This window comes from Ottowia sp. (assembly GCF_035444425.1).
Lineage (GTDB): Bacteria > Pseudomonadota > Gammaproteobacteria > Burkholderiales > Burkholderiaceae_C > Ottowia.
The window spans coordinates 1-21652 of the sequence record NZ_DAOMOQ010000047.1 but is presented as its reverse complement, the minus strand read 5'-3'; the positions used below and the strand labels follow the sequence as shown (position 1 = coordinate 21652).

Below are 21652 nucleotides of genomic sequence, written 5' to 3'. Positions count from 1 at the left end.
TTGATCTTGTCGTTGATCCAGGCGTACTTGCCGTCGTAGTCGCCGTCGGTGTAGGAGGCGTGGGTGTGGTGCGTGTCGCCCACCGTGTAGCGCAGCGAGCCGTCGGGCTTGGTGCCCATGATGGCCTTCGATTCGTTGGTCTGGCCCCAGCCGACGAGCGCGTCGGGCACGAAGCAGGGCACGCGATGGATCTCGCGGCCGGAGGGAAAGCCCAGGATGCGCATGTCGCCGGTATGGCCGCCGCTCCAGATGCCGTAGTAGGAATCGAGCTCGCCCGGCTTGAGGTGCGTCTGCCCGCCTGCCGGCGCGGCGGCAGCGGCCGGTGCCGCCGCGGAAGCGGGCGCCGGAGCCGGTGCCGTCGCGGGCTTCTCGGTACAGGCCGCCACGCCGGCCGTCAGACCGACCAGTGCGGCGCTGCCGACGAAGCGTCGACGCCCCATTTCAACCGACGTGGTGAGTTCCTCTTTGTCCTGGTTCATGCTTGTTACCTCCGGGTTAAGAAATCAAGAGTGAGGGTGGCCCCGTTGCCGGCGGCAACACCACAGTGGCCGCCAACGGAAGCGCGGTACGAAAAACGACAACAGGAGTGGCGTGCGGCCACACGGGCGGCAACTTCAGCGCCGCGGCACTTGGAGGCGCGCTGAAAGGGACGCACAAGGGGCAATCGAGCGCGGTCGCGCCAAGCTCGACCAGACCATCATCGGCCGACACCATCAGACGCACCATGCCGGTGCTGGAGCAGATCAGTTCGATGCGCTGCGGATGAACCAGCGGAGACGCCACCGAGGCCAGCATCGACAGCAGGAACCATGCCGTGACGACCCATCGCACGCGGTGGTCGAGCCAAGGTCCCAACGAAGCCATGGCGCGAATGTAGTGGTACTAGCATAAGTACTAATTGATTTTGGTCATACTTTCACTTCACCAGCAATGCGATCATCCGACCCATCATGTTCGCGCAGTTCACCGCCCGGCACACGGGTTTGCATGCTGCCTTCATGGTGGCCCGCCGCATCGGCGGGATCGCTCTTGTACCCACTGACTGGATCGTTGAGACTCATGCCCCACAAGAAACTCCTGCTTGCCACCACCGTGGCGCTCGCCCTGCTGACGGCCTGCGGCCAGAAGGAATCCACCCCCGCGCCGGCACCGGCTCCGGCGCCCGCTCCGGCCGCGGCACCCGCGCCCGCGCCCACCGCCGCCAACGATCTGGGCAAGAGCGTCTACGGCAAGACCTGCGCCCTCTGCCATGCCGCCGGTGTCGCCGGTGCACCCAAGCCCGGTGACAAGGCTGACTGGGCGCCCCGCATCGCCCAGGGCAAGGACACGCTGTACAAGCACGCCATCGAAGGCTACACCGGCTCGAAGGGCCAGATGCCCGCGCGTGGCGGCAATGCCGCCCTGACCGACGACGAGGTCAAGGCCTCGGTCGACTTCATGGCCGATCAGTCGATCTGACCGGAGTCCCCACCCACCAGGTCCGCACCATGCACCGCCTTCCCCGCCGCCAGCTGGTCTTGGCCATCCCCCTGCTCGGCCTGACGCGCTGGGCACACGGCAGCAGCACGCCGGCCGCAGCGCCACGCCGGCAGTCGCGCGCCATGCTGGGCACGCGCATCGACCTGGTGGCCGACATCGCCGACGACGCGCTCTGGGCCGAGGCCAGCACCGCCGCCTGGGCCGAGATGGCCCGGCTGGAAGCCATGCTGAGCCACTATCAGCCGCACAGCATCGTCAGCCGCATCAATGCCGCAGCCGGTGAGCAGGCGATACGCGCACCCGAGGAAGCGATGCGGGTGCTGAGCGACGCCAAGCGCATCTCGGCCCTCAGCGAGGGCGCCTTCGACGCCACCGTCGGCGCCATGAAGGCCTGGCGCTTCGACGGCCAGCCGGGCCGCCTTCCCGATGCAAGCGAACTCGAGCAGCAGCGCCGCCTGATTGGCGATGGCGATCTGGTGCTGGATCGGCGCGCCCGCACGGTCAGCCTGCGCCGCACCGGCATGGCGCTGGATCTGGGCGGCATCGCCAAGCTGCCGATCCTGGACGCCGGCCTGAACGTGCTCAAACAGCACGGCATCCGCAACGCCCTGGTCAATGGCGGCGGCGACGTGCTGGTCTCCGGCACAGTGCAGGGCCGGCCCTGGAAGGTCGGCCTGCGCGACCCGCGCGCGCCCGAGCGCCTGATCGGCACGCTGGCGCTGTCGGGGCAAGCGGTGGTGGCGTCGTCGGGCGATTACGAACGCTTTTTCCTGGTCGACGGCCAGAAGATGCACCACATCCTCGATCCGCGCACCGGCCGGCCCACGCGCGGCACGCACGGCGTCAGCCTGCTGGCCGACAGCGTCGAGCAGGTCAACGGCCTCGGCGCCGCGCTGATGGTGATGGGACTCGAGCGCGGGCGCGCCCTGCTCGGCCGGCACTCAGGCGTCGAGGGCTTGATGGCCGCCGGCGACCAGACGCTCTGGCACTCTGACGGCATGGCCAGGAAACTGGCCGCCTGAGCATCGGACGATCACATCGCACGCATCGTGCGTGCGCGATGCATCGGCAGGCGGCCGTGCGAGCCGGCCGACAACGACCGGCTCAGCGGGGCTTCAGCGCCGGCCGCCCAGCAGGCTGCCGCCCATGCGCAGCAGGTCGGACAAATCGACCTTGCCGTCGCCGTCCTGGTCCAGCACCGCGTTCAGCAGGCCACCGCCCAGGCCGCCCTGGTCCTGCACCCGGGCGCGCTCCTGGCCCAGCGTCTGCCCCAGGCCGCCCGCATCCATGTTGCGGGCGCTGACCTGCCGCGCCAGAAAGGCCATCACGATCGGCGCCAGGATCTTCAGCAGCTGGCCGGCCTGCCCGCTGTTCAGGCCGGTGGCCTGACCCAGCCCCTGTTCGGCACGCGGCTGGGCGCCGCCGAAGATATGGCCCAGGATGCCACCGGCATCGAGTTGCCGGCTGGCCGGCGCGCCGCCGCCGAGCACGCTGCCCAGCAGGTCGCCCAGCCCGCCCATGCCGCCCGGTGCGGCACGGCCGCCGCCACCGCCCAGCAGGCCGCCGAGCAGGCTGCCCAGATCCATCGCGCCGGCGCCGCCGTGGTCGCGCTGCAGCGCGCCGAACAGGTCGGCCGCGCCGCCCGGCTGCTGGGTGTTGCGGCCGAGCGCGCCGACGATCATCGGCAACGCGGCGGCAATGGCGTCCTGCGCCGTGCGCGGGTCGGTGCCGAGCTGCTGGGCAATCTGTCCGGCCGGCGCGCCTTGCAGCTGGCCGAGCAGGTCGTCGATGAGGGAGCCGTTCATGGGAATGTCCTTCCTGCGGTGATGTGAATGGTGGACGCGGAGCGCGTGTCCGAACCATGCATCCTAGTCCGCTTTGCCATGCCTCGTCGTGACGGTGCCGCGCGCCGCGCCACTAAACTGCATCCAACGTCGATTCCATCACGAGGAGCCACCCCATGCGCGTACAAGACAAATCCATCATCGTCACCGGCGCTGGCGGCGGCATCGGCGAGGGCATTGCCCGTCGCCTGGCCGCCGAAGGCGCCGCCGTCATCGTGGGCGACATCAATCCGGCCCTGGGCGAGCAGGTCACGGTCGACATCCAGGCCGCAGGCGGCCGGGCGCGCTTTGTCGCCGCCGACGTGACGCGCGGCGACGACTGGCAGCGCCTCGTCGTCGCCGCGCAGGAATTCGGCGGCAAGCTCGACGTGGTGGTCAACAACGCCGGCTGGACGCACCGCAACCGCCCGCTGCTGGAGGTGGGTGAGACCGAGTTCGACAAGGTCTACGCAGTCAACATGAAGAGCATCTACTGGAGCGCCATTCACGCCGTGCCGGTGATGCGCGCCGCCGGCCGCGGCAGCTTCATCAACATCGCATCCACCGCCGGCATCCGGCCCCGGCCCGGCCTGACCTGGTACAACGGCAGCAAGGGCGCGGTCATCACCACCAGCAAGTCGATGGCGGCCGAGCTCGGCCCCGACAACATCCGCGTCAACTGCATCAACCCGGTGTTCAACCCCGACACCGGCCTGTCGGCCGAATTCGCCGGCGGCCCGGTCGATGAAACCCGGCGCGCCAGGTTCCTGGCCACCATCCCGCTCGGGCGCTTCTCCACCGCGCTCGACGTCGCCAATGCCGCCCTGTATCTGGCCAGCGACGAGGCTGCCTTCATCAGCGGCGTGTGCATCGAGGTCGATGGGGCACGCTGCGTCTAGCGCCGCTGACGCTGTTTCTCGCGTCGGAATCCATCGATACAGCGCTCTCATCATCGCGCCGGAACATACGGTGCGAACCATTAATCCGATCTCGAAGCCGTGCGTGCACGATGAAAAACGCAAGTACGTCACCTCGACCCGGAGACGTTTCGGAACACCCCCATCACAATATCCGCCATGAAGACAACTAACCACGAATACGCGTCAGATTTACACGAAATCGCAACTTGACACAGATATAGCTTCCAAGGTCTTCCGCAGCGGGAGACAGGGAGGTTGCACGGGCTTATCGCCTGGGGCAGCCTGTATTGATGGACCGACAAGGGATTCCCACATGCGCAAGATGCACGAAGGCCGCGTTCAGCAGCCACGCCTCCAATACCTGACCCGCTCGCTGATCGCCGGCGCCTGCCTGGCCCTGCTGGGCACCAGCGCCGTCCTGGCCGCCGCGCCGACCAGCTTTCCGACCGCGACCACCACCGTCAAGGTGAACGGCGTGCCCCTGACCGGCCTGGGCTCGCAGGATCAGGATCAGCAGTTGCAGAACACGGTGGTGTTCGACAACGGCACTTACTACCTCTGGTACAAGGGCGGCGCTTCAGGCTCCTTGCGTGATCTGAGCTTGGCGACATCCACCGATGGCGTGAACTTCACCTTTGTCGGCAAGTTCCAGCCGGATACTACGCCGCCGTGGTGGGAAGAGTTTAACGGGCAACTGGACAACGATGCCACGACTGAGCCTTTCCTCGGCTATCCCCGGCTGCAGAAGGTCGGCGACAACTGGATCATGGCGATCTGGAACCTCAACAGCGGTGGCGGCGATTACTACTACAACACGGCACTGTGGAATCTCGGCAACGACCCCGGCAACCTCACGCCGTCCCAGATCGGACCGCTGCCCGTACGTGACACCACGAACCCGAAGCGACCACCAGGAACCCAGCACGCCGGAACCTTCGGTATCGTTCCCTATGACGGGTACGACTTCATCTATACCCGCAATGACTTCACGCACGGACTCGGCCGCTATCGACTGGAAGGTGGCGCCACTCAAAGCCTGCCGGTGACCCTGCCGCCAGGCGATCAGCCCGATGTGGCGCCTCAGTTGTACGACGGCACCGGCTGGTGCCATTACAAAGAAGCCGCGTGCACGGATAAGGCATACGTCCACAACTACGGGCGCACGCTGCTCGATGGCAACAAGCTGCAGACCTATTACTCCCTGTACGCATTAGCTGGTTCACGCGCGCAAAAGCAACTCTGGCGCGTCGAATCCACCGACGCCAGCGGCACGGCGTGGGGTCAACCACAAGCCTTGTTCACTGACGGCAGCAAGGTCACCGTCGACGGCTTCCCGAACACCGGCAACTTCAGCAACCCGGAAGTCGTGCCGCTGGGCGGCGGCAACTACAAGAGCTACTTCTCGACCAAAGACATCTGCGGCAACTGGGTGATGGTGACCGACGCGGTGCCGGGTACGACACCTACCATGACCATCGTGAAGGACTTCGAGCAGAACGTCGTCGCCGTCAATGGCGAAAGCAAGCTCACGGTCACCGTGACGGCGCCGCCAGTACCCTGCTCGCCCGCGCCCGAAGTCATGCCCGAGTACACCAACATCAGCTACACCGACAACCTGCCCGTCGGCGTGGAAATGGTGTCCACCGAGGGCGCGGGCGATAGCAACAAGTGCGGCGGCACGCTGAGCAGCACCACCAACTCGTTCACTGTAGCCGGCTTCAAGCTCGCCGCCGGCGCCAGTTGCACCACCACGGTGACGGTGAAGCCCACCCAGGTCGGCAGTTTCCTCAACACCATCTACAAGGATCCTGAAACCGGAGACGGTGGCCTGGACAACGACCAGGGCATTCCCGCCGCTGCCAACGCCACCGACACCCTGCGCACCCCTGGCGCTCCGATGGCCGTGGCGCCGATCCCGACCCTGGGCGAAGTCTCGCTCGGCCTGCTTGGCCTGCTGATGGCCGGCTGGGGCGCGCGCAGCCTGCGCCGCCGCCGGGACTGATGCACTGACGCCGCGGCGGTAGCGCCGCACGCGCCGGTGAGTGCCCTGCAAGCTGTTGGGGCACTCACCGGCTTTTTTGTTGTCAGCACGGTCGGCGCGGCACGGCTGCATTGCTCTACGGTGGCCGCCGTGCACCAGGTTGTTCGTGGCTTTCCAGCAACATCTGGCTTGGAGTTGAAGGGCTTTACCTTGTTGTGGGATTCCGCATTGCAGTTGCATCAGGCGCGCGCGAGGCCGATCTCGTGAACTGGAGCGGAGAACAGGAATCCCGCCTGCGCTTGCCAGCACCGCCGGATGGACCACGTTTTTCCCGGGGGTTGCAACGAAGCAAACAGTCCAAAAGCAGTCATTTTTTCCGTGTCGCGGGCACGAAGCCTGATCGCCGGCGCGTGCCTGGCCCTGCTGAGCGCAGGTACCGCCATCGCCGCCATGCCGGACAGCGTGTTCCAGACAGCCAACACCACGGTCATGCTGGACAACCAGTCCCTGGGTGAAGGCGGGATCGGTTTGCCGGGGCGCAACAACGCCATCGTCCGCGACGGCGGTGTGTCTGCATGAGGCACCTGAATGCCTTCCAGAACCTGTGCCGGTCGAGCGACGTGTCGCTGGGTCTGCCGGGGCACGGCCCGCAAGCGCCGCCGCCGCGTTCGACGGACTGACGCGACAGCGCCGCACGAGCCGGTGGGTGCCTCGCAGCAAGGGGGTATCCACCGGCGCTCCTGTTCAGGCTGCCAATCCGCCCAGCGACCGGCCGGCGCCTGCGCGGTGGGCGCTACAGCCAGCGCGCCAGTTCCGCCACGTCCTCGGCGAACAGCTGGCCCTTCTCGGCCTGTGCCACGCGCCCGTCCTTGCCGCGTACCACCGTCACCGGCAGGCCGTCGGGCTTGGGGTAGGCGCGCGCCACCTCGGGGCTCATCCAGGCAGCGGGAAAGCTGTAGCCGCGCTGCTTCAGGTAGGCCAGCGCATCCTCGGGCTGCTTGTCGATCGAGAGCGTCAGCATCTGCAGGCCGCGCGCGCGTTGCGAAGCCCACAGCTTCTGCATCTCGGGGCTTTGCTGGGCGCAGAACGGGCACCAACTGGCCCACCAGTAGACGATGAGTGCACGGCCCTCGGCCTGGCGCGGGTCGAAACGGCCGCCGTCGAGCAGCGGCACCGCCACCAGCGGCATGGCATCGCCGGGCCGCGGGAATGCGCCTTGGCCGGTTTGCGCCAGCGAAGGTCGAGCACCCAGGACGACGGAGGCACTGCCTGCGAGGACCAGGCGACGCGACAGGGGCATGATGAGGGCCGTTCAAGCAACGATGATCAGCGCATGGTAGCGCCCCAAGTCCCTGCTTGCATCAAGTGCGTGCTGTTGGCTGATAATTTGCCGCATGGGTGAACCCGTCATTCCGATCGTCAATTCGCGCCACAAGGGCCTGGCGGCACCGGCACCGCTGGAGTCGTTGCCGGCAGCGGGCAGCTTGCGCGACCTGCGCGGTCGGCCGCTGCGCGATCTGCGCATCAGCATCACCGACCGCTGCAACTTCCGCTGCACCTACTGCATGCCGAAGGAAGTGTTCGGCAGCAGCTACCAGTACCTGCCGCATGCCGAGTTGCTGAGCTTCGAGGAGATCACCCGGCTGGCGCGCCTGTTTGCCGCACTGGGCGTGCACAAGCTGCGCCTGACCGGCGGCGAGCCGCTGCTGCGCAAGAATGTCGAGCAGCTGATCGAGCAACTGGCGGGCGTGCGCACGCTGGAAGGCGAGCCGCTGGACATCACGCTCACCACCAACGGCGCGCTGCTGGCGCGCAAGGCGAAGGCGCTCAAGGCGGCCGGCCTGAGCCGGGTGACCGTGAGCCTCGACGGCCTCGACGATGAGGTGTTCCAGCGCATGAACGACGTCGGCTTTCCGGTCGGCGAGGTACTGGCCGGCATCGAGGCGGCGCGCGCGGCCGGGCTGGCGCCGATCAAGGTCAACATGGTGGTCAAGCGCGGCACCAACGAGCATGAGATCCTGCCGATGGCGCGGCATTTCCGCGGCACCGGCATTGCGCTGCGCTTCATCGAGTTCATGGACGTGGGCGCCACCAACCGCTGGCGCATGGAGCAGGTGCTGCCGTCATCCGAAGTGCTGAAGCTGCTGCAGGCCGAATTTCCGCTGGTGCCGCTGGCGCACACGGCTGCCGGCGAAACCGCCGAGCGCTGGGGCTATGCCGGCGCCGATGGCGCGCACGACCCGCAGCTTGGCGAGATCGGCCTGATCAGCAGCGTGACGCGCGCCTTCTGCGGCGACTGCAACCGCGCGCGCCTGTCGACCGAAGGCCAGGTCTACCTGTGCCTGTTCGCCGGCCAGGGCTACGACCTGCGCGCACTGCTGCGCGGCGGCGCCAGCGACGAGCAGATCACCGGTGCGATAGCCGCCATCTGGGCCGGCCGCAGCGACCGCTACAGCGAACTGCGCGCCAGCCTGCCGCCGGACGACCAGGCCGGGGGCGCGCGGCGGGTCGAGATGAGCTTCATCGGCGGTTGACACGCAGCCGGCGCCACGCGCCGCGCACGCGGACCGCTGCCAGCCAGTCCGTGACAACACCCATCGGTGCGGCCCGAGGAAGCGGGTATAACCACTTCATGTCCGCACGCGCACCCGATCCGTCCGCCGCCATCAGCGCCGTGCTGCTGGCCGGCGGGCGCGGCTCGCGCATGGGCGGCATCGACAAGGGCCTGCAGCCGTTCCAGGGCCAGCCGCTGGCGCAGCGCGCGCTGCAGCGCCTGCGCCAGCAGAGCCTGCCGCCGGCCGCGCTGATGATCAACGCCAACCGCAACCTCGCCGCCTACCAGGCACTCGGCGCGCCGGTCTGGCCGGACGTGCTGCCCGACTACGCCGGCCCGCTGGCGGGCTTCCTGGCCGGGCTGGCGCATTGCGACACGCCGCTGCTGCTGACCCTGCCCTGCGACGTGCCGAACTTCCCGCTCGACCTGTGCGCGCGCCTGGCTCGCGCGCTGCACGAGCAGGATGCCGAGATCGCCATGGTGGCCGCGCCCGAGGCCGACGCGCAAGGCCAGGCCCGGCTGCGCACGCAGCCGGTGTTCTGCCTGCTGCGCGCCGGCCTGCTGGGCAGCCTGCGCCGGTTCACCGAGGGCGGTGGCCGCAAGATCGACGCCTGGACCGCGCAGCACCGCCAGGTGGTCGTGCCCTTCGACCGGCCCGACGACGACCCGCACGCCTTCGCCAACGCCAACACGCTGGCCGAGTTGCGCGCGCTCGAACAACAATGACGACAGGAGACCTGCCATGCCGACGACCGATGTCACCATCCGCCTGCTGACCGACACCGACCTGCCCGCCTACAAGGCGCTGCGCGACGTCGGCCTGCAACACGACCCGGAAGCCTTCACCTCCGACTTCGACACCGCCAGCGCGCTGCCGCCGGCCACCTACGCCACCCGCCTGGGACAGCCGCCCGACGACCACTTCATCCTGGGCGCCTTCGACGCCAGCGGCGCCATGCTGGGCGCGGTGGTGTGCGAACGCGAGTCGCAGCTCAAGAAACGCCACGAGGCCGCCCTGGTCGGCATGATCATCGTGCCCGAGATGCGCAAGCGCGGCATCGGCAAGGCGCTGCTCACCGAATTCGACAAGCTGGTACGCAAGCTGCCGGGACTGGAGCAGGTGGTGCTCAGCGTCACCGCCAGCAACGCGCACGCGGTCGGTCTGTACGAGCACGCCGGCTTCGAGCGCTACGGCCTGCAGCCGCGCGCCATCAAGGTCGATGGCCAATACCACGACAAGGCGCTGATGCTCAAGCTGCTGTGAGAAGCATCGCGGAAATCACCGCCGAGCTGGGGGGCTACGACCCGCAGGCCTTCCTGCCGGCGGCCACGGTGCACGCCTTCCTGGAACGCCTGGTCGAACCCGTCACGGAGATCGAGCGCGTGGGCCTGTTCGACGCCCTGGGCCGCGTGCTGGCCGAGGACGTGATCTCACCGATCAGCGTGCCGCCGCACGACAACTCGGCCATGGACGGCTTCGCCTTCGATGGCGCGCAGCTACTGGCCAGCCAGCCGCTGGCATTGAAGATCGTCGGCACCGCCCTGGCCGGCGCCGCCTGGCGCGGCACCGTGCAAGCCGGTGAGTGCGTGAAGATCATGACCGGCGCCGTCATGCCCGCAGGGCTGGACACCGTGGTGCCGCAGGAATTCACCCGCGTCGACGGCAACACCGTGACGGTGCCGGCCGGCGCAGTGCAGCCGGGCGAGCACCGCCGCAAGCTGGGCGAGGATCTGATGGCCGGCCAGCCGGCGCTGCAGCGAGGCCAGCGCCTGAAGCCCGCCGCGCTGGGCCTGCTGGCCAGCCTGGGGATCGCCGAGGTGCCGGTGTGGCGGCGCCTGCGCGTCGCTTACTTCTCCACCGGCGACGAGATCCTGAGCCTGGGCGAGCCGCCGCGCGAGGGCGCGGTGTACGACAGCAACCGCTACACCCTGTTCGGGCTGCTCGAGCGCATGGGCATCGACATGATCGACCTCGGCGTGGTGCGCGACGAACCTACGCTGCTGGAAGCCGCCTTTCGCGATGCCGCCGCGCGCGCCGATGTCGTCATCACCAGCGGCGGCGTCAGCGTCGGCGAGGCCGACTACACCAAGGCGATGATGCGGCAGCTGGGCGACGTGGCGTTCTGGCGCGTCGCCATCCGGCCCGGACGGCCGATGGCGGTCGGCCACATCGCCGGCGGCGCCCCCGGTGCCGCATCCGGCAGCGACCACCGCGCCGTGCTGTTCGGCCTGCCGGGCAATCCGGTGGCGGTGATGATCACCTTCCTGGCCTTCGTGCGCCCGGCCCTGCGGCGCATGATGGGCCTGCGGCCCGAGCCCGACATCCCGTTGCGCGCCGCCAGCGAGGAGCCGATGCGCAAGAAGCCCGGCCGCACCGAATACCAGCGCGGCATCGTGACTCGCCACGCCGATGGCCGGCTCACCGTGCGCAGCACCGGCAACCAGGGCGCCGGCGTGCTGTCGTCGATGGGGCGCGCCAACGGACTGATCGTGCTGGCGCACGAACAGGGCGATGTGGCAGCGGGTGAGGAGGTCGACGTGCTGATGTTCGAGGGCGTGCTCGGCTAGGCAGCCTCAGCGGCCGCCTGCTCGATGTGCCGCGCGACCAGTCGTTCCAGCTCCTCGCGCGAAGGCAGTTCGCCGAACCAGCCCAGGTGCATCACGCGCGCCACGCCGACGGCGACAGCCTGCAGCCGCGCCGCGGCCGCCGGCACGAACAGCGCCTCGGTGTGCTGCCGCCACAGCTGCAGCCAGCGCGCCAGGTGCGCCGGCGCCATGTCGGGCAGCACCATGTGCTTGTCGTACACGTTGCCGCGAAAGCCGCGCTCGATCTTGCAGGACGCGCACCAGAAATCGACCATGCGCGCCAGGTGCGCCGGCCAGCGGTCGTGCAGCACCGGCTCGAACACCGGCCCCAGCAATTCGTCGGCGCGCACGCTGGCGTAGAAGCGATCGACCAGCAGCGTGAGCGACTCACGATCCAGGGTTTGCGCCGCCGCGTGGGCGGGTGACAGCGAAGGGGCATTCATAGATGCATTCATTATGCATCTTTAACCACCCACCCTGCATCGCCCTGCCCGCCCGGGCACGACACCGTCAGTCGCTGCTGATCTGCGCTTCCTTCACCAGCTTCGCGAACTTTTCGGTTTCCTCGGCGATGCGGCGCGCCATCTGCTCGCTGCTGTTGCCGATCGGCTGGGCGCCGATCTCGTCCATGCGCTTGCCGAACTCGGGCGACTGGATGATCTTCACCATCTCGGTGTTCAGGCGCGCGACGATGTCCTTCGGCGTGGCTGCCGGCGCCAGCACGCCGAACCAGGTGCCGATGTTGAAGTCCTTCAGGCCAAGTTCCTGCAGCGTCTGCACGTCCGGCAGCGCACCCGAGCGCGTCGCCGTGGTCACCGCCAGCGGCCGCAGCTTGCCGGCCTTGATGTGCGGCAGCACCGGCGTGATGGTGTCGAAGGACATCAGGATCTGGCCGCCCAGCAGGTCGGTCGCCAGCGGGCCGCTGCCCTTGTAGGGCACGTGGGTCAGTTGCACGCCGGTCTGCTGCTGGAACTGCGTGCCGATCAGGTGCTGCGCCGTGCCGTTGCCGTTGGAGCCGTAGTTGGCATTGGCGGGGTTGGCCTTGATATAGCCGACCAGTTCGTTCAGGTTCTTCACCGGCGTGGCGGCGTTGACGACCAGCACGTTGGGCACCATGGCGATCATGGTGACCGGCGCCAGGTCCTTCTGGAAGTCGTACGGCAGTTTCTTGTAGACGCTGCCGGCAATCGTGTGGTGCACCGCGCCGACCAGCAGCGTGTAGCCATCGGCCTTCGCTTTGGCAACGAAATCGGCGCCGATGGTGGCACCGGCGCCCGGCTTGCTTTCGACGATGACCGGCTGCCCCAGCGCCGTCGACAGGCGCTCGCCGAGGGCACGCGCCAGCACGTCGGTGGTGCCACCGGCGGCGAACGGCACCACCAGGCTGATCGGCTTGCTGGGCCAGGACTGCGCCACGGCGCCGCCGCAGGCCAGCACGCCGGCCAGCGCCAGGGTTTGCGCGGCACGGCGCCGCGTCATGCGAAGGGATCGATCCATGCTTGTCTCCTGTGGGTCCTTGGAAGTGAAGAAACGGCGGACTGCAACGCTCACGCCGCCTGGCGCAGCGCGCCGCCCTGCAGCCGCGCGCAGACGGCGTCGGTCACCTGCGCGGTGGTGGCCTGGCCGCCCAGGTCGCGCGTGTGCAGCGCCGGGTCGGCGGTGACCTGCTCGATCGCCGCCATCAGCCGGGTCGCGGCCTCGGCTTCGCCCAGGTGCTCGAGCATCATCACCACCGACCAGAAGGTTCCGATGGGGTTGGCCAGCCCCTGGCCCATGATGTCGAAGGCCGAGCCGTGGATCGGCTCGAACATGCTCGGGTAGCGGCGCTCGGGGTCGAGGTTGGCGGTCGGCGCGATGCCCAGGCTGCCGGCCAGCGCGGCGGCCAGGTCGCTCAGGATGTCCGCGTGCAGGTTGGTGGCAACGATGGTGTCCAGGCTGGCCGGCCGGTTCACCATGCGCGCGGTGGCGGCGTCGACGATCTCCTTGTCCCAGCTGACGTCGGGAAACCCGCGCGCCACCTCGGCGGCGATCTCGTCCCACATCACCATGGCGTGGCGCTGCGCGTTGCTCTTGGTGATCACCGTCAACTGCTTGCGCGGGCGCGACCGGGCCAGCCGGAAGGCGAAGCGGATCACGCGCTCGCAGCCGGCGCGGGTCATCATCGACACGTCGGTCGCGACCTCGATCGGGTGGCCCTGGTGCACGCGGCCGCCGACGCCGGAATACTCGCCCTCGGAGTTCTCGCGCACGATGACCCAGTCCAGATCCTGCGGCCGGCAGCGCTTGAGCGGCGCGTCAATGCCGGGCAGGATGCGCGTCGGACGCACATTGGCGTACTGGTCGAGCCCCTGGCAGATCTTCAGTCGCAGGCCCCACAACGTGATGTGGTCGGCGATATCGGGGTCACCCGCCGAACCGAACAGGATGGCGTCCTTGTCGCGCAGCCGGTCGAGGCCGTCGGCCGGCATCATCACGCCGTGCCGGCGGTAGTGGTCGCCGCCCCAGTCGAAGGCCTCGAACTCGAAGCCGAAGCGCTGGCTGCCGTGCGCCAGCACGTCCAGCACCCGTTGGCCGGCCGGCACCACTTCCTTGCCGATGCCGTCGCCCGGGATGGTGGCAATCCGATAGGTCTTCACCGCTGCTCTCCTGATCCGTTCACGATGCAGCGCACTGTAGGCGCGCACGCGCTGCCGTGCGCACGGCTATAGTCAAATCATTCTTAACCTGCATTCAACAATGGCCAGCAGCACCGACGCCATCCAACCTGCCGATCTGGGCTTCTTCTCGACCCTGGCCGGCGCCGGCAGCCTCAGCGCCGCGGCGCGCGAGCTGGGCGTCAGCACGGCGGCGGTCAGCAAGCACCTGGCGCTGATGGAGGCGCGCCTGGGCATGGCGCTGGTCAACCGCACCACGCGGCGCATGAGCCTGACACCCGAGGGCGTGCTGTATCTGGACTACGCACGCCGCATCCTGGGCGACATCGACGAGTTGCAGGAGCAGCTCGGCAGCGCACGCGCCACGCCAAAGGGGCTGCTGCGCGTCAACGCCACGCTCGGATTCGGCCGCAGCCACGTCGCGCCGCTGGTGTCGCGCTTCGTGCGCAAGCACCCGCAGGTGAACGTGCAGCTGCAGCTTTCGGTCAGCCCGCCGCCGCTCACCGACGACGCCTACGACGTCTGCGTGCGCTTCGGCGAACCGCCGGATGCGCGCGTGGTGGGGCGTCGGCTGGCACCCAACCGGCGCCTGCTGTGCGCGGCGCCAGCCTACCTGGCGCAGCACGGCACGCCGCAGTCGCCAGCCGAGCTGGCGCAGCACAACTGCATCGGCATCCGCCAGGGCGAACAGGCCTACGGCGTGTGGCGCCTGGCCGATGCACGCCGCGGCGAGGTCAGCGTGCGCATCCGCGGCAGCCTGACGACCAACGACGGCGGCATCGCGGTGAACTGGGCGCTGGAAGGCCACGGCATCCTGATGCGCGCCGAATGGGACATCCGCCAGCACCTGCGCAGCGGACGGCTGGTGCAGGTGCTGCCTGGCTTCCACACGCCCGATGCCGACATCTACGCGGTGTACCCGCAGCAGGCACGGACCGCGGCCCGCGTGCGCGCCTTCGTCGATTTCCTGGCCGGCTCTTTCGCACGACAAGGCCTGACGTGAGTGCGCCGCTTTGCATAAGATCGCGCCATGCCCTACACCGCCCGCTTCGTCCCCGAAACCCTTTCCCGTGCCGACGTCGACGCCACGCCCGGGCCGCTGCTGCTCGAGTTCGGCACCAACTGGTGCGGCTGGTGCCTCGGCGCGCAGGCGCACATCGAGGCCGCCTTCGCACAGGCCGGCCAGCGGGTGCCGCACGTGAAGGTCGAGGACGGCCCCGGCCTGCCGCTCGGTCGCAGCTTCAAGGTCAAGCTGTGGCCGACGCTGGTGTTCCTGCAGGACGGCAGGGAGGTGGCGCGGCTGGTGCGGCCCTCGGGCACGGACCAGATCGTCGACGCCTTGCGACTGCTGGCCTGAGGCAGACTGGAGCATTCAAGCGCGCGGCTGGCGCGGCGCGATCGGCCGCCCGTTCAGTCGGTGATCTCCGGGCAGTGCTGAAAGCGCACGCAGGGTGCCACCTTGCGTACGGCGGTCAGCGTATTGCCGCCGGCTCGCCGCTCGGCGATGAAGCCGACTTCGTCACCGACTGCCAGGCCATCCAGCAGGCGCCGATCGTCGACGTGGAAGCTCAAGGTGGTGAACGGCAGCTGGCCGCGCGGCACGATCTTGAGCCGCACCAGCGCCGGCCGATCGTCGGCCCTGGGCAGGTCGCGCACCACCGCGCGGGTGTAGACGCGCGGCGCCACGGGTGCGGCGTGGTGGTCGCCTGTCGATGCCGCCGGCAATGGCAGCAGGCCCGTGCACAGCGCGAACAGCACCAGGCCACGCCACCAGTAGGCATAGATACGTCGCTCGTGCTTCATGCGCAAATTCTCACTCACCGCCCTCCACCACGCCGCGCTCCCACGGCGGCAGCGGATCGAACTCGGCCATCAGCAGTTCGAGCAATGCGCGCACCTTGGGCGTGCGGCGCCGGCTGGGCGTGTAGCAGGCGTACAGGTGCGTGCCGAACAGGGTGCTGGGCTCGAGTTCGGGCAGCACGCGTTGCAGCCGGCCGGCGGCCACGCAGGGCGCCGCCAAGTAGGCCGGCAGGATCGCCAGGCCCCAGCCGCCGAGCGCCGCGTCCAGCAGGCAGTCGTTGTTGTTGAAGCGCACGCGCGCCGTGCTGGCGTGGAAGTGCTCCGCACCATCGGGGCCCAGCAGGTGCCAGCGGTGGCCTTCGGTCATCAGGTAGCTGAGCGTCTGGTGCTGGCCCAGTTCCGCCACGCTGGTGGGTACACCGTGCTGGCGCAGGTAGTCGGGCGCCGCGTAGATGCCCCGGCTCAGCGTGGTGAGCTTGCGCGCCACGGCGTCCTGCGGCGGCGAGCGCGTCATGCGCAACGCCAGGTCGATGTCGCCGCCCTCCAGATCGACCAGCTGGTCGGTCAGGATCAGTTCGCAGATCAGGCGCGGATAACGCAGCGCCAGTCGGTGCAGCAGCGGCGCCACGTGCAGCCGCCCGAAGGTGATGGTGGCGCTCACGCGCAGCACGCCATGCGGCTCGGCGCCCAGGTTGCCGACCGCCAGCTCGGCGGCGGCGACGCTCTCCAGCGCCGCCAGCGCATGCTGGTGGAACACCTGGCCGGCCGGGGTCAGTGCCAGGCGGCGCGTGCTGCGCTCGAACAGGCGGACGCCGAACGCCGATTCCAGTTCGGCCACCTGGCGGCTGACCTGCGCCCGCGTGCAGTCCAGCAGCCGCGCGGCGCCGGCCATGCTGCCGGCATCGACCACCTTGACGAAGGCCTGCCAGGCCGGCAGCCACGGCATCGGCTTGTCGGCCGCGCTGCGCAGGCCGATATCGGTCGCGGCGCCGGAGTGCCGGTCCGACCGGGGCTGGGACAGGCGATTCATTGTCAATGATTCGTTGACATATCCGACTGGATTATGGGCTATTCGTCCTCCCGGACAAGCCCTATGATCGCGCTTCCCGGTGCCACCCTGGTGCTGCCGGAATCCGTTTCCACCGCCCTCCTCGACCACCCACCCATGCTCGACGCACTCAGACGCAGCCACGCGCTCGGCATCACACTGGCGGCGGCCGGCATCCTGATGGTGACCATGGGCGCGCGCCAGTCCCTGGGCCTGTTCGTCGGGCCACTCAACACCTCGACCGGCCTCGGCATCGCCGCCATCAGCTTCGCCATGGCGGTGTCGCAGATCGCCTGGGGCGCGGTGCAGCCGCTGGCCGGCGCGGCGGCCGACCGCTGGGGCCCGCGCCCGGTGCTGCTGGTGGGCATCGTGCTGCTGGCGCTCGGCAGCGCCATCACGCCGCTGATGAGCAGCACCTGGGGCCTGGTGTTCAGCATCGGCCTGGTGTCGGCGATCGGCTCCGGCGCCGGCAGCTTCTCGGTGCTGATCGGCGCCGCGGCGCAGCGCATGAGCGCCGAGGCGCGCGGCGCAGCCGCCGGGGTGATCAACGCGGGCGGCTCGCTGGGCCAGTTCGTGTTCGCACCGCTGCTGCAGAAGCTGATCCAGATGATGGGCTGGATGGGCGCGCTGTATTCCCTGGCGGCGATGACGCTGCTGGCGCTGCCGCTGGTCGGCCGCGTCGCGCAGCGTGGCCACGGCGTACACAGCACCGCACCGGCGGCCACCGACGCCGGCCTGCGCGCCACCGTGCGAGGCGCCATGGGCGACCGCAGCTACCTGCTGCTGCACGCGGGCTTCTTCACCTGCGGCTTCCACATCGCCTTCCTGGTCACGCACCTGCCGACCGAGGTCGACCTGTGCGGGCTGCCGCCCTCGGTGGCGAGCTGGTCGCTGGCGCTGATCGGCCTGGCCAACATCGTCGGCAGCCTGTGGGTCGGGCACCTGGTCGGCGTGTACCGCAGCAAGATGATCCTGGCGCTGATGTACGCCAGTCGCGCGCTGCTGGTGCTGTGGTACCTGGCGATGCCGCGCGAGCCCTGGGTGTTCTACCTGTTCGCCATCGGCCTGGGCCTGACCTGGCTGGCCACGGTGCCGCCGACAGCCGGCATCGTCGGCAAGCTGTTCGGCGTGCGCTACCTGGGCACGCTGTTCGGGCTGACGCTGCTGAGCCACCAGGTCGGCGGCTTTCTCGGCGCCTGGCTCGGCGGCCTGGCGATCACGCGCTTCGGCGACTACACGTGGATGTGGTGGGCCGACATCGTGCTGGCGCTGCTGGCGGCGGTGCTGAACCTGCCGATCCGCGAGGCGCGCATGCGGCGCCAGTCGGCTGTGGCCGCCTGATTCAGCAGTCGGGCGGGATCGCCATGCGGCAGGACTTGCCGCTGCGCCCGCGTGGCACTTCGCAGCCGGATTCACCCAGCACCTCGATCGGCGCCGCACCCTGCAGCAGGGCAAAGCGCTGCAGGGCGACGCGGCAGCGCTCGATCACGACATCGGCCTCGGCGCCGTGCAGCGGTACCCGCAGCACCAGGGTGCTGGCACCGCGCTGCTGCAACTGAAAGTCGAACAGGCCGCCCTCCTCCTCGACCACCGTGCACAGCGCCATCGGCAGCAGACTCACCATGCGGCCGCGGCGCTGTGCCGGCACGCGCAGCACGTCGTCGCGCCGTCCCTGCACCTCCATCACCACCAGCGCCGAGCCGCAACTGCAGCGGTCCTGCTGCAGCGTGACCTGGTCGCCCAGGTCGTAGCGGATCAGCGGCTGCACCAGGTTGGCCAGGTTGGTCAGCAGCACGCTGTGCGACGGCGTGCCGGGCGGCACCGGGCGATGGTGCTCGTCGACCGGCTCCAGCACCACCCAGTCCTCGTTGACGTGCAGGTGCCCGTGCGCGCATTCCCAGGCGATCGGCAGGAATTCCGAGGTGCCGTAGCTGTTGCGCACCTGCGTGCCGAAGCTGTCGGCAATGCGCGCGCGCACCGCGGCGCTCAGGGTCTCGCCGCCCGTGAGCACGCAGTGCGGCCGGATGCGCAGGCGGCCGGCCTCGCGCTCCTCGGCCAGCATCGCGGCGGCGGTGGGATAGGTGGCCAGGATGGTCGGCTGGAACCGGTTCAGCGCCTCGACCAGGTCCTCCGGCGCCTGCAGCAGGCTGAAGGCGCGCGCCGACAGGGCCAGCCAGGGGTTTAGGCGGCGCAGCCGCTCGAAGCTGACGATGCTGGCGAAATGGCCCCCGGTGGCGGTGACCAGCGCGGTGCGGTCGGTGGCGCCCAGCGCCGCCATGGCACCGAAGAAGCTGCTGGCGCCACGCCCCGGCACACGGTGGCGCACGGCCTCGAGCGCGTCGTACACCGCCATCGCCCGCGCGTCCTGCACGAAGATGCCCGGCGCGCCGCTGGTGCCCGAGCTCTCCCACACCACGTAGCGGCCCAGCCAGGGTTCGGCGATGCGCGACACGTCGGCGCTGAACTCGCGCAACTCGTCCAGCCGCAGCGCCGGATCGGTGACCCAGTCGTCGAAGCGGCCCATCAGCTCGCGCCGCGTCACCGGCGCCACCCGCAACAGGTCGGAGGTGCGCAGCCGGCCATTGCCGAGCCGCTCGCGGTACAGCGCCGAGCCGTCGCGCGCCACTTCCAGCAGGCGCACCAGGCGCTGCTGCTGGCGCTGCATCAGCAGCCGCGGGGTGGCATGGCTGGCGGCCATCACGTCGAGCGTGGCGGCCTGCACGTGCAAGGCGTCGAACACGGCGCTCACGACCGGCCGCCCCGCCGCGCCAAGGTGCGCCGGCATGCTGTGAAAATCCGCAACGGCACCTTGTCTCCTTTCGTGTCCCAGATACTGCCTTGGGCGGGGCCGCCTGCCTGGCTTTCTGCTGTCGCGCCGTCCTCTGTCCGCAGCGACTGCGGTGATCGGCCGATATCCGAAGGATATCTTGACCGCGGACACACGCAATCCCTTGAGCTTCGTCAATGAATTTCGCCAGCGCCGGCGGCTACGGACCGGCGCCGATGCCGATGGGCGTCACGCCCCTGCCATACTGCCGGCGCATCATGCCGGGATCTGTATCCTCAGCACAGCCACGCCGCCCATGGACCGTCACGACCGCTCCGTCAGCCGTACCGACACCGCGTCGCGCCGTCGCGCGGCCGAAGCCGGCAGCGCGATCGAGAAGGCCGATCCGGCCGTTCGCACCGAAACCCCGACCGAGCGGCTCGACCGGCTGATCCAGACCGCGGTGGCGCCGGTGGCGGGCAACCTGTCGCCGATCGCGCTCAGCCTGGCCTTTGCCGACTGGGCCTGGCACCTGGCGGCCTCGCCCGGCCGGCAGCTCGAACTGGCCACGCTGGCGGCGCAACTGGCCGCCGACACCCTGCGGCTGGACAACGGCACAGCGCACGCCAACGGCTACCACAACGACGATCCGCGCTTCCACGCCGAGGAATGGGATCAGTGGCCGTTCAAGCTGTGGCGCACGGGCTTCCACAATGCCGAGGCGTTCTGGAACGAAGCCGCCAAGGTGCCCGGCGTGACCGAACACCATGGCGCGCTGGTCAGCTTCTTCGCGCGCCAGTACCTGGACATGATGTCGCCGGCCAACCGGCTGAACACCAACCCGGTGGTGCTGAAGAACGCCATCGACTCCGGCGGCCAGGCGCTGCTGCGCGGCTGGCGCAACTGGCTGGCCGACTTCACCCGCGTGCCGACACCGGAAGACATCGCCAACGCCAGCCGCTTCGTGGTCGGCGGCAACGTCGCCGTCACGCCCGGCAAGGTGGTGCTGCGCAACCACCTGATCGAGCTGATCCGCTACGCGCCGCAGACCGAGCAGGTGCACCCCGAGCCGCTGCTGATCGTGCCCTCGTGGATCATGAAGTTCTACATCCTCGATCTGTCGCCGCACAACTCGCTGGTGCGCTACCTGGTCGAGCACGGCCATACCGTGTACATGATCTCCTGGCGCAACCCCGACGAGTCGGACCGCGAACTGAGCATGGACGACTACCTGGAGCTGGGCGTGCTCGACGCCATCGGCGCCGTCGGTGCCGACGCCGGCACCGACCGCATCCACGCCATGGGCTACTGCCTCGGCGGCACCCTGCTGGCGATCGCCGCCGCCGCGCTGGCGCGCACCGAGCGTGTGCCCGGCTACGAGCAACTGCCCGAGCTGCTGAGCCTGACGCTGCTGGCGGCGCAGGTCGACTTCTCCAGTCCGGGTGAACTGGGCCTGTTCATCGACGAAAGCCAGGTCAACCTGCTGGACCACCTGACCAAGGGCCAGGGCTATCTGAAGGGCTCGCAGATGGCGGGCTCGTTCCAGTTCCTGCACACACGCGACCTGGTGTGGACGCGCCGCATGCGCGAATACCTGATGGGCGAGCGTGGCCAAGGCAACGACCTGATGGCCTGGAACGCCGACACCACCCGCCTGCCGGCGCGCATGCACCACGAGTACCTGGTCGCGCTGTACCTGAAGAACGCACTGGCGCACGCCCGCTACATGGTGGGCGAGCGCTCGGTCTCGCTCAACGACCTGGAAATGCCGATGTTCATGGTCAGCACCGAGCGCGACCACGTCTCGCCCTGGCGCTCGGTCTACAAGCTGCACCGCCTGACCGACGCCGAGATCACCTTCGTGCTGACCAGCGGCGGCCACAACGGCGGCATCGTCGCCGAGCCCGGCCGTGGCAACCGCCGCTACCGGATCGCCACCCGCGCAGCCCACGCGCGCTGGGTCGGTGCCGACCACTGGCTGCAGGCAGCCGAGTCGCACGAGGGCTCGTGGTGGCCGGCCTGGCAGGCCTGGCTGGCCGC

24 protein-coding genes and 1 pseudogene are annotated in these 21652 nt (G+C 69.3%); 14 read left to right on the top strand and 11 right to left on the bottom strand.

Annotation, left to right across the window (positions count from 1 at the left end):
* From PK606_RS14055 to PK606_RS14045, 3 genes and pseudogenes are all read right to left on the bottom strand, one after another.
* Positions 1-479: pseudogene (locus PK606_RS14055) on the bottom strand (TAT-dependent nitrous-oxide reductase); the annotation flags it as partial.
* A gap of 16 nt (positions 480-495) precedes the next feature.
* Positions 496-864 (bottom strand): hypothetical protein, encoded by a 369-nt coding sequence (locus PK606_RS14050; RefSeq protein ID WP_324564873.1) that lies wholly within the window; start codon positions 862-864, stop codon positions 496-498.
* Positions 865-908: 44 nt separating this feature from the next.
* Positions 909-1061 carry a hypothetical protein gene (locus tag PK606_RS14045; protein WP_324564872.1) on the bottom strand — a complete coding sequence of 51 codons (153 nt, stop codon included), beginning with the start codon at positions 1059-1061 and terminating at the stop codon, positions 909-911.
* On the opposite strand from PK606_RS14045, the gene PK606_RS14040 reads away from it, so the two are divergent.
* Both PK606_RS14040 and PK606_RS14035 read left to right on the top strand, forming a co-directional pair.
* Positions 1060-1458, top strand: coding sequence for a c-type cytochrome (locus PK606_RS14040; protein ID WP_324564870.1), 399 nt, complete (start codon positions 1060-1062; stop codon positions 1456-1458). The genes PK606_RS14045 and PK606_RS14040 overlap by 2 nt on opposite strands.
* A gap of 29 nt (positions 1459-1487) precedes the next feature.
* Entirely contained in the window at positions 1488-2501 is a 1014-nt protein-coding gene (locus PK606_RS14035) for an FAD:protein FMN transferase (protein WP_324564869.1), read from the top strand.
* Between the two features lie 93 nt (positions 2502-2594).
* Here the strand turns inward: PK606_RS14035 and PK606_RS14030 are convergent, their stop codons facing one another.
* Complete coding sequence (locus PK606_RS14030) at positions 2595-3290, bottom strand: DUF937 domain-containing protein (RefSeq protein ID WP_502920849.1); 696 nt, start codon at positions 3288-3290, stop codon at positions 2595-2597.
* Positions 3291-3439: 149 nt separating this feature from the next.
* Here PK606_RS14030 and PK606_RS14025 point away from each other — a divergent pair, with 149 nt between their 5' ends.
* The 4 genes from PK606_RS14025 (at position 3440) to PK606_RS14010 (ending at position 6782) form a co-directional block, all read left to right on the top strand.
* On the top strand, positions 3440-4201 hold the full coding sequence (locus tag PK606_RS14025) for an SDR family oxidoreductase (RefSeq protein WP_324564867.1): 762 nt from the start codon (positions 3440-3442) through the stop codon (positions 4199-4201).
* Positions 4202-4535: 334 nt separating this feature from the next.
* Positions 4536-6224, top strand: a complete 1689-nt coding sequence (locus PK606_RS14020) for an IPTL-CTERM sorting domain-containing protein (protein WP_324564865.1) — start codon at positions 4536-4538, stop codon at positions 6222-6224.
* Positions 6225-6260: 36 nt separating this feature from the next.
* Complete coding sequence (locus PK606_RS14015) at positions 6261-6470, top strand: hypothetical protein (RefSeq protein ID WP_324564864.1); 210 nt, start codon at positions 6261-6263, stop codon at positions 6468-6470.
* A gap of 48 nt (positions 6471-6518) precedes the next feature.
* On the top strand, positions 6519-6782 hold the full coding sequence (locus PK606_RS14010; protein ID WP_324564863.1) for a hypothetical protein: 264 nt from the start codon (positions 6519-6521) through the stop codon (positions 6780-6782).
* A gap of 214 nt (positions 6783-6996) precedes the next feature.
* On the opposite strand, the gene PK606_RS14005 is transcribed toward PK606_RS14010, so the two are convergent.
* Positions 6997-7392 (bottom strand): TlpA disulfide reductase family protein, encoded by a 396-nt coding sequence (locus PK606_RS14005; protein ID WP_324564862.1) that lies wholly within the window; start codon positions 7390-7392, stop codon positions 6997-6999.
* A gap of 205 nt (positions 7393-7597) precedes the next feature.
* Between PK606_RS14005 and moaA the strand changes: the two genes are divergently transcribed.
* The 4 genes from moaA to moeA all read left to right on the top strand — a co-directional run bounded on the left by moaA (position 7598) and on the right by moeA (position 11325).
* Positions 7598-8737, top strand: a complete 1140-nt coding sequence (gene moaA, locus PK606_RS14000; protein WP_324564861.1) for a GTP 3',8-cyclase MoaA — start codon at positions 7598-7600, stop codon at positions 8735-8737.
* Between the two features lie 98 nt (positions 8738-8835).
* Positions 8836-9483, top strand: a complete 648-nt coding sequence (gene mobA / locus PK606_RS13995; RefSeq protein WP_324564859.1) for a molybdenum cofactor guanylyltransferase MobA — start codon at positions 8836-8838, stop codon at positions 9481-9483.
* A gap of 16 nt (positions 9484-9499) precedes the next feature.
* On the top strand, positions 9500-10021 hold the full coding sequence (locus PK606_RS13990; protein WP_324564858.1) for a GNAT family N-acetyltransferase: 522 nt from the start codon (positions 9500-9502) through the stop codon (positions 10019-10021).
* Complete coding sequence (gene moeA / locus PK606_RS13985; protein ID WP_324564856.1) at positions 10018-11325, top strand: molybdopterin molybdotransferase MoeA; 1308 nt, start codon at positions 10018-10020, stop codon at positions 11323-11325. Before PK606_RS13990 ends, moeA begins: the two co-directional genes overlap by 4 nt.
* Here moeA and PK606_RS13980 read toward each other — a convergent pair.
* From PK606_RS13980 to PK606_RS13970, 3 genes are all read right to left on the bottom strand, one after another.
* The gene (locus PK606_RS13980; protein ID WP_324564855.1) at positions 11322-11786 is read right to left on the bottom strand and encodes a group III truncated hemoglobin; all 465 of its coding nucleotides are present in this window, start codon (positions 11784-11786) and stop codon (positions 11322-11324) included. The genes moeA and PK606_RS13980 overlap by 4 nt on opposite strands.
* Before the next feature lie 67 nt (positions 11787-11853).
* Complete coding sequence (locus tag PK606_RS13975) at positions 11854-12840, bottom strand: Bug family tripartite tricarboxylate transporter substrate binding protein (RefSeq protein ID WP_324564854.1); 987 nt, start codon at positions 12838-12840, stop codon at positions 11854-11856.
* Positions 12841-12890: 50 nt separating this feature from the next.
* Entirely contained in the window at positions 12891-13979 is a 1089-nt protein-coding gene (locus PK606_RS13970) for a tartrate dehydrogenase (protein ID WP_324564853.1), read from the bottom strand.
* Between the two features lie 100 nt (positions 13980-14079).
* On the opposite strand from PK606_RS13970, the gene PK606_RS13965 reads away from it, so the two are divergent.
* A complete protein-coding gene (locus tag PK606_RS13965; RefSeq protein WP_324564851.1) occupies positions 14080-15000 on the top strand; it encodes a LysR family transcriptional regulator in 921 nt (306 codons plus the stop codon).
* A 27-nt stretch (positions 15001-15027) separates the two neighbouring features.
* Positions 15028-15354: a thioredoxin family protein gene (locus PK606_RS13960; protein ID WP_324564850.1), complete on the top strand. Its 327-nt coding sequence runs from the start codon at positions 15028-15030 to the stop codon at positions 15352-15354.
* Positions 15355-15407: 53 nt separating this feature from the next.
* Here the strand turns inward: PK606_RS13960 and PK606_RS13955 are convergent, their stop codons facing one another.
* Both PK606_RS13955 and PK606_RS13950 read right to left on the bottom strand, forming a co-directional pair.
* Positions 15408-15800 carry a copper-binding protein gene (locus tag PK606_RS13955; RefSeq protein WP_324564849.1) on the bottom strand — a complete coding sequence of 131 codons (393 nt, stop codon included), beginning with the start codon at positions 15798-15800 and terminating at the stop codon, positions 15408-15410.
* Between the two features lie 10 nt (positions 15801-15810).
* A complete protein-coding gene (locus PK606_RS13950; RefSeq protein ID WP_324564847.1) occupies positions 15811-16827 on the bottom strand; it encodes a LysR family transcriptional regulator in 1017 nt (338 codons plus the stop codon).
* A gap of 63 nt (positions 16828-16890) precedes the next feature.
* Between PK606_RS13950 and PK606_RS13945 the strand changes: the two genes are divergently transcribed.
* Complete coding sequence (locus tag PK606_RS13945) at positions 16891-18186, top strand: MFS transporter (protein ID WP_324564846.1); 1296 nt, start codon at positions 16891-16893, stop codon at positions 18184-18186.
* A 1-nt stretch (position 18187) separates the two neighbouring features.
* Here the strand turns inward: PK606_RS13945 and PK606_RS13940 are convergent, their stop codons facing one another.
* Positions 18188-19630 (bottom strand): phenylacetate--CoA ligase family protein, encoded by a 1443-nt coding sequence (locus tag PK606_RS13940; RefSeq protein ID WP_324564845.1) that lies wholly within the window; start codon positions 19628-19630, stop codon positions 18188-18190.
* A gap of 298 nt (positions 19631-19928) precedes the next feature.
* On the opposite strand from PK606_RS13940, the gene PK606_RS13935 reads away from it, so the two are divergent.
* A partial coding sequence (locus PK606_RS13935) for a PHA/PHB synthase family protein (RefSeq protein WP_324564843.1) occupies positions 19929-21652 on the top strand: 1724 nt, incomplete at its 3' end.

Coding starts and splice junctions, on each gene's coding strand:
- PK606_RS13955 (WP_324564849.1), bottom strand. CDS start 15,800: ATGAAGCACGAGCGACGTATCTATGCCTACTGGTGGCGTGGCCTGGTG.
- PK606_RS14035 (WP_324564869.1), top strand. CDS start 1,488: ATGCACCGCCTTCCCCGCCGCCAGCTGGTCTTGGCCATCCCCCTGCTC.
- PK606_RS14040 (WP_324564870.1), top strand. CDS start 1,060: ATGCCCCACAAGAAACTCCTGCTTGCCACCACCGTGGCGCTCGCCCTG.
- PK606_RS13940 (WP_324564845.1), bottom strand. CDS start 19,630: ATGCCGGCGCACCTTGGCGCGGCGGGGCGGCCGGTCGTGAGCGCCGTG.
- PK606_RS13990 (WP_324564858.1), top strand. CDS start 9,500: ATGCCGACGACCGATGTCACCATCCGCCTGCTGACCGACACCGACCTG.
- PK606_RS13965 (WP_324564851.1), top strand. CDS start 14,080: ATGGCCAGCAGCACCGACGCCATCCAACCTGCCGATCTGGGCTTCTTC.
- PK606_RS14010 (WP_324564863.1), top strand. CDS start 6,519: ATGGACCACGTTTTTCCCGGGGGTTGCAACGAAGCAAACAGTCCAAAA.
- PK606_RS14050 (WP_324564873.1), bottom strand. CDS start 864: ATGGCTTCGTTGGGACCTTGGCTCGACCACCGCGTGCGATGGGTCGTC.
- PK606_RS13945 (WP_324564846.1), top strand. CDS start 16,891: ATGATCGCGCTTCCCGGTGCCACCCTGGTGCTGCCGGAATCCGTTTCC.
- PK606_RS14025 (WP_324564867.1), top strand. CDS start 3,440: ATGCGCGTACAAGACAAATCCATCATCGTCACCGGCGCTGGCGGCGGC.
- PK606_RS13960 (WP_324564850.1), top strand. CDS start 15,028: ATGCCCTACACCGCCCGCTTCGTCCCCGAAACCCTTTCCCGTGCCGAC.
- mobA (WP_324564859.1), top strand. CDS start 8,836: ATGTCCGCACGCGCACCCGATCCGTCCGCCGCCATCAGCGCCGTGCTG.
- PK606_RS13980 (WP_324564855.1), bottom strand. CDS start 11,786: ATGAATGCCCCTTCGCTGTCACCCGCCCACGCGGCGGCGCAAACCCTG.
- PK606_RS13950 (WP_324564847.1), bottom strand. CDS start 16,827: ATGAATCGCCTGTCCCAGCCCCGGTCGGACCGGCACTCCGGCGCCGCG.
- PK606_RS14045 (WP_324564872.1), bottom strand. CDS start 1,061: ATGAGTCTCAACGATCCAGTCAGTGGGTACAAGAGCGATCCCGCCGAT.
- PK606_RS13975 (WP_324564854.1), bottom strand. CDS start 12,840: ATGGATCGATCCCTTCGCATGACGCGGCGCCGTGCCGCGCAAACCCTG.
- PK606_RS14005 (WP_324564862.1), bottom strand. CDS start 7,392: ATGCCGCTGGTGGCGGTGCCGCTGCTCGACGGCGGCCGTTTCGACCCG.
- PK606_RS14020 (WP_324564865.1), top strand. CDS start 4,536: ATGCGCAAGATGCACGAAGGCCGCGTTCAGCAGCCACGCCTCCAATAC.
- moaA (WP_324564861.1), top strand. CDS start 7,598: ATGGGTGAACCCGTCATTCCGATCGTCAATTCGCGCCACAAGGGCCTG.